At 25.9% G+C, this 7,856-nt stretch carries 8 protein-coding genes; 6 read left to right on the forward strand and 2 right to left on the reverse strand.

Annotated elements, in window-relative coordinates; genetic code table 11:
- The first annotated feature begins 361 nt into the window (after positions 1 to 361).
- Complete coding sequence (locus Q0W06_RS18605) at positions 362 to 1,603, forward strand: M20/M25/M40 family metallo-hydrolase (protein ID WP_297639346.1); 1,242 nt, start codon at positions 362 to 364, stop codon at positions 1,601 to 1,603.
- 208 nt (positions 1,604 to 1,811) lie between these two features.
- On the opposite strand, the gene Q0W06_RS18610 is transcribed toward Q0W06_RS18605, so the two are convergent.
- Together Q0W06_RS18610 and Q0W06_RS18615 are read right to left on the reverse strand one after the other, a co-directional pair.
- Complete coding sequence (locus tag Q0W06_RS18610) at positions 1,812 to 2,366, reverse strand: GNAT family N-acetyltransferase (RefSeq protein WP_297639348.1); 555 nt, start codon at positions 2,364 to 2,366, stop codon at positions 1,812 to 1,814.
- A gap of 134 nt (positions 2,367 to 2,500) precedes the next feature.
- Entirely contained in the window at positions 2,501 to 3,559 is a 1,059-nt protein-coding gene (locus Q0W06_RS18615) for a hypothetical protein (RefSeq protein ID WP_297639351.1), read from the reverse strand.
- A 269-nt stretch (positions 3,560 to 3,828) separates the two neighbouring features.
- Between Q0W06_RS18615 and Q0W06_RS18620 the strand changes: the two genes are divergently transcribed.
- The 5 genes from Q0W06_RS18620 to hisS all read left to right on the forward strand — a co-directional run bounded on the left by Q0W06_RS18620 (position 3,829) and on the right by hisS (position 7,838).
- Entirely contained in the window at positions 3,829 to 4,695 is an 867-nt protein-coding gene (locus tag Q0W06_RS18620) for an HAD family hydrolase (RefSeq protein ID WP_297639354.1), read from the forward strand.
- 127 nt (positions 4,696 to 4,822) lie between these two features.
- Positions 4,823 to 5,539 carry a YdcF family protein gene (locus tag Q0W06_RS18625; RefSeq protein ID WP_297639357.1) on the forward strand — a complete coding sequence of 239 codons (717 nt, stop codon included), beginning with the start codon at positions 4,823 to 4,825 and terminating at the stop codon, positions 5,537 to 5,539.
- A gap of 26 nt (positions 5,540 to 5,565) precedes the next feature.
- Positions 5,566 to 6,003 carry a hypothetical protein gene (locus Q0W06_RS18630; protein ID WP_297639360.1) on the forward strand — a complete coding sequence of 146 codons (438 nt, stop codon included), beginning with the start codon at positions 5,566 to 5,568 and terminating at the stop codon, positions 6,001 to 6,003.
- Between the two features lie 22 nt (positions 6,004 to 6,025).
- On the forward strand, positions 6,026 to 6,259 hold the full coding sequence (locus Q0W06_RS18635; RefSeq protein ID WP_297639363.1) for a PF20097 family protein: 234 nt from the start codon (positions 6,026 to 6,028) through the stop codon (positions 6,257 to 6,259).
- A gap of 292 nt (positions 6,260 to 6,551) precedes the next feature.
- Positions 6,552 to 7,838 carry a histidine--tRNA ligase gene (gene hisS / locus Q0W06_RS18640; RefSeq protein WP_297639366.1) on the forward strand — a complete coding sequence of 429 codons (1,287 nt, stop codon included), beginning with the start codon at positions 6,552 to 6,554 and terminating at the stop codon, positions 7,836 to 7,838.
- Positions 7,839 to 7,856 lie beyond the last annotated feature (18 nt).

A 7,856-nucleotide genomic window follows, 5' to 3' on the forward strand; every position in this document is an offset into this window, starting at 1 on the left:
TACTTTTTTTTATTTAAGCATAAAACTATAATAAAATCAAACGAAGGAAATAAAGTATATTGTAAAAAAACAAAAGATAAAAGTAAGGTAAAATTAAATAAATAATAATGGTGGAGTAGCTAAATTAATACAATTAGGTTTAACTGTTGTTAGTAATATAAAAGAGCTTTTTGAATTTACTGTTAAAAAATTTGGAAAAGTGGATGTAGCAATTAATACCGTGGAAAGTATTAAAAAAATTAGTGAAAAATATTACTGAGAAAGGAAAAAATAAAAAGAGTTAGTTTGAGTAAAAACTTTTTTATTAGGATATATAGAGTTATAATTTTTTATGAAATAATTAAGTTTAGGGGATGTTTTTATGGAGGAGCACATAAAAATCTTATCGAGAATGATAAGTTGTAATACGGTGTCAAAGAAAAATGATAATAAAGAAAGATTTGATGAATTCCACAAAATTTTAGAAGAGAGTTTTCCTAAAATATATAGTAGATTAGAAAAGATCAATATAGATGGAAATATAATTTTTAAGTGGAAGGGGAAATTTAATGATTTAAAAGCAATTGCACTTATGAATCATATGGATACAGCAGATGTAGATTGTGGTAAATGGGATTTTGATCCTTTAGGTGGAGAGGTTATAGAGGAATATATATGTGGAAGAGGAGCTATAGATACAAAAGGACCATTATGTTCAATGCTTATAGCCTGTGAAGAGCTAGTAAAAGAAGGCTTTAATCCTAATCGTGATATTTATTTAATGTCTACAAGAAATGAAGAAATAGCTGGAGATGGTGGAGAAAAATTATGTTTATATTTAAAAGAAAATAAAATTTTTTTTGAAAGTCTTTTAGATGAAGGTGGAGCAATAATGAATCCACCTATAAATGGTGTTAATGGAGCCTTTGCAATGATAGGGATTTCTGAAAAAGGTCACATTATTTTAAGTTTAAAAGGAGAGGAAGAGAATCTTATTAAACTAAAAGAAAGTTTAGAAAAAGAAAATCCTTTTAAAAGTAGAATTTCAGATGAAATGATAGAAATGCTTAAAGCCTTCAGTAGTAAAATGAAATTTCCTATGAATTTTATTTTAAAGGGTGGAGAATATTTAAAGCCTATTTTAGTAAAAAGTTTAAGCAAAATGGGAAAAGAAGGTGCTGATATGATAAAGAGCACTCTAAAGTTTGGTGAAATTGAAGATAAGACTTTAAAGCTTACAATAAAAGTATCTCAAGAAGATAAATTATTAGGTATAATGGAAATTTTAAAGAAAAAATTTGAAGAATTTAATATAGAATATATAGTAGATTATGGCTTTAAACCATCAAAAATAAGTAATATTAAATCAAAAGGATTTAATGAGATAGGAGAGGCTATTAAAAAAATATTTAAAGAAGTAAATATAGCACCATATAGAATGCTTGCAGGAACAGATTCAAGACATTTTGATGAGATAACTCAAAATACTTTTAGATTTGCTCCACTTTGTATGAAACCAGCAGATATGAATATGGTGCATGGATTAAACGAAAAAATATCCATAGAGAATTTTGAAAAAGCAATAGCTTTTTATAAAGAGTATATAAAAAGCTACACATCTTAAAAATAAATAGTGTTTAATTTATATAGTACAAATTTTAAACAATAATTAAATAAAAAGTAATAAGCTTAGTTAAGAAAAATTTAATACTACTAAGCTTATTATTTTATGAAAAATCTGTTGGATTTACTACTAAGTTTTGATTTTAAATGGTTTTTTTATGTTTTTTTTAATGTAAAATCATAAAAAATAATTCACTTAAATTTAGTCGTTATTTAAGTTCATTAGCTAAAATACCATATACAGAATAATCACAGATACCAAGATTATTTAGATCTCCACTTCTTATAGTACCTTCGTATTTCATGCCACATTTAAGCATAACTTTTCCAGAGTTCGGATTACGAGGATCATGTCTAGATTCTACTCTATTTGCACAAACTTCTGTTATAAGAAAATGAATAACAGCTTGTAATGCCTCAGAAGTAATTCCTTTATGCCACCAATTTTCACTAATACAATATCCAATATGAGTTAAAGCTAATTTTTCATTTTGACTAACTACACTTATTACGCCAATAGGTTCATCATCTCCTGATTTTAGAGTGATTGCCCAGTGATAATAATTATCTTTATTGTAGCTTTTAATCCAATCATTTAAAATTTCTTCAGTAACATGGATATTTTCGTGAGGAGGCCAAGTTAAAAATTTAGTTACATTAGGATTATTAGCCCAATTGCTATACATAGGTAGTGCATCATTTTTTCTAAATTTTCTAAGTATTAAGTTTTTTGTTTCTAAAGTAACTGTACCTTTATGGTTCATAAATTATCCCCTCCTAAAATGTATAAAATAATTATAGCTTGATTTAAAAGAAAAAGATACATAAATTTCCATAAATATAAAAGCGTTATTAACTTTATATTTATATTAAAGTTAATAGCGCTTTTATAAAAAAATTAAGGATTAAAACTTCCTGTAAAAGTTACAGGATATTTAAGCTTTGGATTGGAAGCTGGAACATATAAACCTTTCAAAATCTCACCATTATCATAAGAATTTAATTCATATTGACCAGTAATTTTATTATTAAAAGATTCAGTTAAAAGAATCTTATAATTTTTAATAAGTGATTGGTCATAATTATATTTTAAATTGAAAATGTTGCTATCACCTGAGTATTTTTCAAAGAAACCAGATGAATCAGCTGTTTGAGCAAAGGTCACAGGAGTTCCATTTACCAGACCATTAAAGAATGGATAACTCAAAATTCCACCATTATTAGATGAAGAAAAGTTTATTCCAATTACAACATTAGAACCAGGTTTTGAAAAGGTTCCACTGAGAGTTGTATTATAGGAAGATGGTGAACATTTAAGTTTGAAAATACCTGTATTTATACCATTATAATATTCATACATTGTAAAATTATTATTTCCTAAAGAATCGATTTTTAAAGTAAATGTTTCATCTAATTTATCAACATAATATTCTGGTAAAATTAATTGATTATTGTTTACAACTCCACTTTTTAAAGGAATTACAATTGTATCACCTTCAATTGTTCCAATTAAATACTTGTCTCCGTTAATAAGATCTGAAAAATTTCCGGTACCATTAGATTTACTAATAGGTGTAGAAGTTTTAGTACTACTAGAGCTTACACTGTTAGTAGATTGAATGTTTGAAGATGGAGAAGTAGTAGTATTTAATTCAGTTATAGTCTTATATTTAGGATTACTTAAAGTCACAATAGGAGTAGCAATATTGTCTGTGCTTGCAGCTGCCTTTGTAGATACATTAAGTGATGAATTAGTAGTTGAATGATGAGGTGACGAAAGTTTATTTAAATCATTTTCTTTTTTTGAAGCTGCACTTAAATATGATGGAGTAGTTCCAGTGGAAATAGTGACTAAAGAGTTATTTGACATACCTTCATAAAATATTATTCCACCTGCAACTATTAAAAGAAAAGCGATAAAAAAGGAAATAGAAATCAAATAATTATTCAATTTCATAAAAAAATCTCCTTTCATATTATATAAATGAAAACAGTTTATATAATAATTTTGATAAATAACTTAATGAATAAATTTTAAAGTAATAATATGAACTAAAAATTAAAAAGCAAAAAACAAATAGTTAAGGAAGGATAACAATTATGTTACGCATGATAGAGAAAAAAACTATCCTTTATAAAATTTAAGCAAAAAAAATTTAAATTGACTTGGAGTTAACTCTAAATGGTATAATTTATATAATAAAGAAAATATAGGGGGTTAAATTTATGGAGAGAAAAATAATATTTTTTGATGCAGATGGAACAGTAGTATCAAGAAATGGAATATCAGAGTTAACTAAAAAAGCATTCAAAAAGCTTAGAAATAATGGTCATATCTTAGTTTTGAGTACAGGGAGATCATATGCTGCTATTGATGGACCATTAAAGGATTTAGATATTGAACATATGGTTTGTTCAGCTGGTGGAACTGTAGTCATAAATAATGAGATAGTTTATAAAAATCCAATGGGAAAAGAAAATCAAAAAGAAATAATAGAGTATTTTGATAAGCATGGAATTATTTATAATTTAGAAGCTAATGATTATATATATACGAATTTAGGGCATAAAGAAAGATATATGAAATTATTTGAACTTCCTGAAAAAGGAAGCATTTCTGAAGAAGATTATGAAGGGTTAGTAAATAGAAGAAATTTTATTCACAAAAGAACTAAAGAAATAGAGAATCCATTAGAGATAGAAGTGAATAAATTTCACTACTATGGAGCAGATATTCTTTATAAAGAAAATAAATGTCCTTTAACATATGAGCAAATTGTAGAAGAGTTAGGCGATAAATATACTTGTGTTGCCCTTTCTTTAAGTAAATTCTTTTCTGGTGGAGAAATTTGCGAAAAAGGTGTATCTAAAAAAGTAGGAATGGAAGTAGTTTTAAAATATTTTAATATAGAGTCTGAAAATATCTATGCAATAGGTGATGACTATAATGATATGGAAATGATAGACTTTGCAACTACAGGAATAGCTATGGGACATGCACCGGAAGAAATAAAAAAAGTAGCAAACTATATAACGAAGGATATCGATAATGAAGGATTTTATTATGCAATGAAACATTTTAATTTAATTTAAAATAGAAATACTAGCTATATAATTATAAATAGTTAGTATTTTTTATTATAATTAATAAATTAAAGTAATGTGATTGTAAACCTTATATCTGTTCAATGAAGTAAACTATAAAGAGAGGTGGAGCAGAATGAGGAATTTAAAATTAGTTTTAGCAGCATTTATATGTTTTATAATATTAGGATTATTATCTTTAATAGGGATAGTGTTTTTCATTAAAAAAAGAAAGAAAATTAAAAATAAAAAAATAAAAGTTGTAGGATGGATATTTTCAATTCTGGTATCTATTACAATTTTAGGATATCTAATATTTGAAGGTATATATATTTACCATATGGCTACATATAAAGATTTATATAATGTAGGAGATTATAGATATGAAATAATACTAGGTGGTGGGTTAAATGGGGATAAACCAGGAAGTATATTAGAAAAAAGATTAAACTTAGGAATTGATTATTTAAATTTGTATAAAAACACCAAAGTAATAGTATCAGGTGGACAGGGGCCTGATGAAATTGTACCAGAGGCTGTGGCTATGAAAAACTATTTAATAGAACATGGAATAAAAGAAAATAGAATCATAGAAGAAAATAAGTCAAGAACAACGGTACAAAATATAGCCTTCTCTAAGAAAATTTTAAAAAATATGGGGGCAGAGAATGAGAAAGTAGTCATTGTTACTGATGACTTTCATCTTTATAGAGCACAACTTATAGCAGATGAACTTGGAGTGAAAAATACAGGAATTGCATGTAAAAGTAATTTAGGAATAAAACTTGAATATGTTATTTTAGCATGTCCTGAAACAATAAAATCTTTAATAAATGGGTTAGAATATTTATAAAAAATAAAGGAGTATAAAAGGGTAATATGGTTAAAAGAAAAATTATGGTAGTGGGGATTGTGATTTTAGGGTTAACTATTGGAGGAGGAGTATTTGGAAAGAAATATATAGAAGTTAAGGAGAAAGTAATTCGATATGAGGAACAAATACAAAATTCAATAAATAGAAAAATAGTTTACTTATTTGAAAATGATAAGAATTTGAAAAAGGCAGAGAAATTAGAAATAAGCAATTCAATTAGGCAAGATTTAGGAAGTATACAAGCTTATAAAAAGGATAAAGAAAGAGAGGCATACTATAATTTTTTAAATAAAATGGATGAGGATTTTTTTATTAATATGGCTAAAGAGAAATCAGAGTTTTTTATAGAGAAGTATAAAGATAAAATGATATCAGAAAATGAAAATGAATATAGTATCGGATTTAAAGAGTTATGTGAAGATATATACGAGTTTAAAAATTAATTAAAAGAGAGGTTAGAATAGTATGAAGTGTCCATATTGTGCAATAAAAATGGTGGAAGGAGAATTAATAGGGGATCGATATGCAAATACGTGGAGACCAAAAGAAAGAGACGTGTCACCTAAATATATTTATTTAAAAAGAAAAAGTTTTTGGAGTTATGCACCAATAGTAAATACAGCGTTTGTTTGTTCTAAATGTAATAAAATGATTATTGATTTAGATGTGGAAATGAATAAAGAAAAATCAATACTTTAAAAATATTTACATTGTGATATACTAAAAATAACAAGAAAAATTTTGGAGGGAAAATTATGATAAAGCTTAAAAAAATGAATCAAAAAAAATTACATCATCATTACTAGAGACTTGATTTGCGAAAAAGCAGATGCAAGTCTATTTGACATAGGTTTGCATCTATCTCTGGTAATAATAAATTAAGCTAAGTTATAATTTATTATATAAACCATGTAGGATGTGGACCTACATGGTTTTTTTGTATTTAAAATTAAGAAGAAGTTCAATAAATAGATTAGAAGGAGAGAGAAAGATGAAAAAAGAAATAATAAAACCAAGTATATTACCAGGATTTATGGAGTTATTACCTAAGGAACAAAGGATTTTTAATGATATTGTAAATAAAATAACAAGGGTATATGAAGAAAATGGATGTTTAGGAATAGATACACCAGTTATTGAAAAAGCAGAAGTACTTTTAGCTAAAAGTGGAGGAGAAACAGAAAAGCAAGTTTATAGTTTTCAAAAAGGAAAGAATAATTTAGCTTTAAGATTTGATTTAACAGTTCCACTTGCTAGATATGTAGCTCAATATTATGAAAATTTAAACTTTCCATTTAAGAGATATCAAATAGGAAAAGTATATAGAGGCGAAAGAAATCAAAAGGGAAGATATAGAGAGTTTTATCAATGTGATGTTGATGTTATAGGAAAAGAAAAGCTTAGTATAAATAATGATGCTTGGGTTATAAGCTTAGCAAATAAGGCATTTAAAAGCATTGGATTAGAAGAGTATGAATTTCAAATAAGTAATAGAAAAATATTAAAAGGTATTTTAGATGAATTAGAAATAGAAGATAAAAATGATGTAATGATTCTTATAGATAAGTATGACAAAATAGGAGCAGTAGAATTTCAAAAAGAGCTTAAAGTATTAGCAGGTAATAAAAAAAGTGAGTTTATAAATAATATATTTAGTTTTGAAGGCGATATAATAGAAAATCTTATGAAGTTAAATATACAAAATAAGGAGTACTTAGAAGGAGTAGAAGAATTAAAAGAAGTTTGTAGAATAATAGAGATGTTAGGAGTTAAAAAGGAAAAGTATAAGATAAATTTAAAGATAATAAGGGGATTAGATTATTATACAGGAACAGTATTTGAAACATTATTAATTGGAAATGAAAACTATGGATCTATTTGTTCAGGTGGAAGATATGATAATTTAGCAGAAAATTATACTAAAAATATACTTCCTGGAGTAGGAATTTCTATAGGACTTACAAGATTATTTTTTGTACTAAAGGAAATTGGATTTGTAGAAAAATATAAAGAGGCTAGGACTTTGGATTATTTAATAATACCAATAGGAGATACAATAGATTATTGCATTACAGTATTAAATAAATTGAATTTAAAAGGAAATATAGTAGATATATACTGGGAAGAGGATTCATTAAAAAAGAAGATGAATTATGCAAATAAAGTAGATGTGGAAAATGTAATTTTAATAGGAGAAGAAGAAGTAGAAGAAAATATGATACAAATTAAAAATATGAGTTCAGGAGAAAGTAAAAGAATTTTAAAAGAAGGACTATAAAAAAGAAAAAGTTGTAAC

The sequence above is a fragment of the uncultured Clostridium sp. genome, assembly GCF_947072515.1.
Taxonomy (GTDB): Bacteria; Bacillota; Clostridia; order Clostridiales; family Clostridiaceae; genus Clostridium.

Bases quoted from the DNA above. Each gene is read 5' to 3' on its own strand.
- Q0W06_RS18620 (WP_297639354.1), top strand. From the start codon at position 3,829: ATGGAGAGAAAAATAATATTTTTTGATGCAGATGGAACAGTAGTATCA.
- Q0W06_RS18605 (WP_297639346.1), top strand. From the start codon at position 362: ATGGAGGAGCACATAAAAATCTTATCGAGAATGATAAGTTGTAATACG.
- Q0W06_RS18610 (WP_297639348.1), bottom strand. From the start codon at position 2,366: ATGAACCATAAAGGTACAGTTACTTTAGAAACAAAAAACTTAATACTT.
- hisS (WP_297639366.1), top strand. From the start codon at position 6,552: ATGAAAAAAGAAATAATAAAACCAAGTATATTACCAGGATTTATGGAG.
- Q0W06_RS18630 (WP_297639360.1), top strand. From the start codon at position 5,566: ATGGTTAAAAGAAAAATTATGGTAGTGGGGATTGTGATTTTAGGGTTA.
- Q0W06_RS18615 (WP_297639351.1), bottom strand. From the start codon at position 3,559: ATGAAATTGAATAATTATTTGATTTCTATTTCCTTTTTTATCGCTTTT.
- Q0W06_RS18635 (WP_297639363.1), top strand. From the start codon at position 6,026: ATGAAGTGTCCATATTGTGCAATAAAAATGGTGGAAGGAGAATTAATA.
- Q0W06_RS18625 (WP_297639357.1), top strand. From the start codon at position 4,823: ATGAGGAATTTAAAATTAGTTTTAGCAGCATTTATATGTTTTATAATA.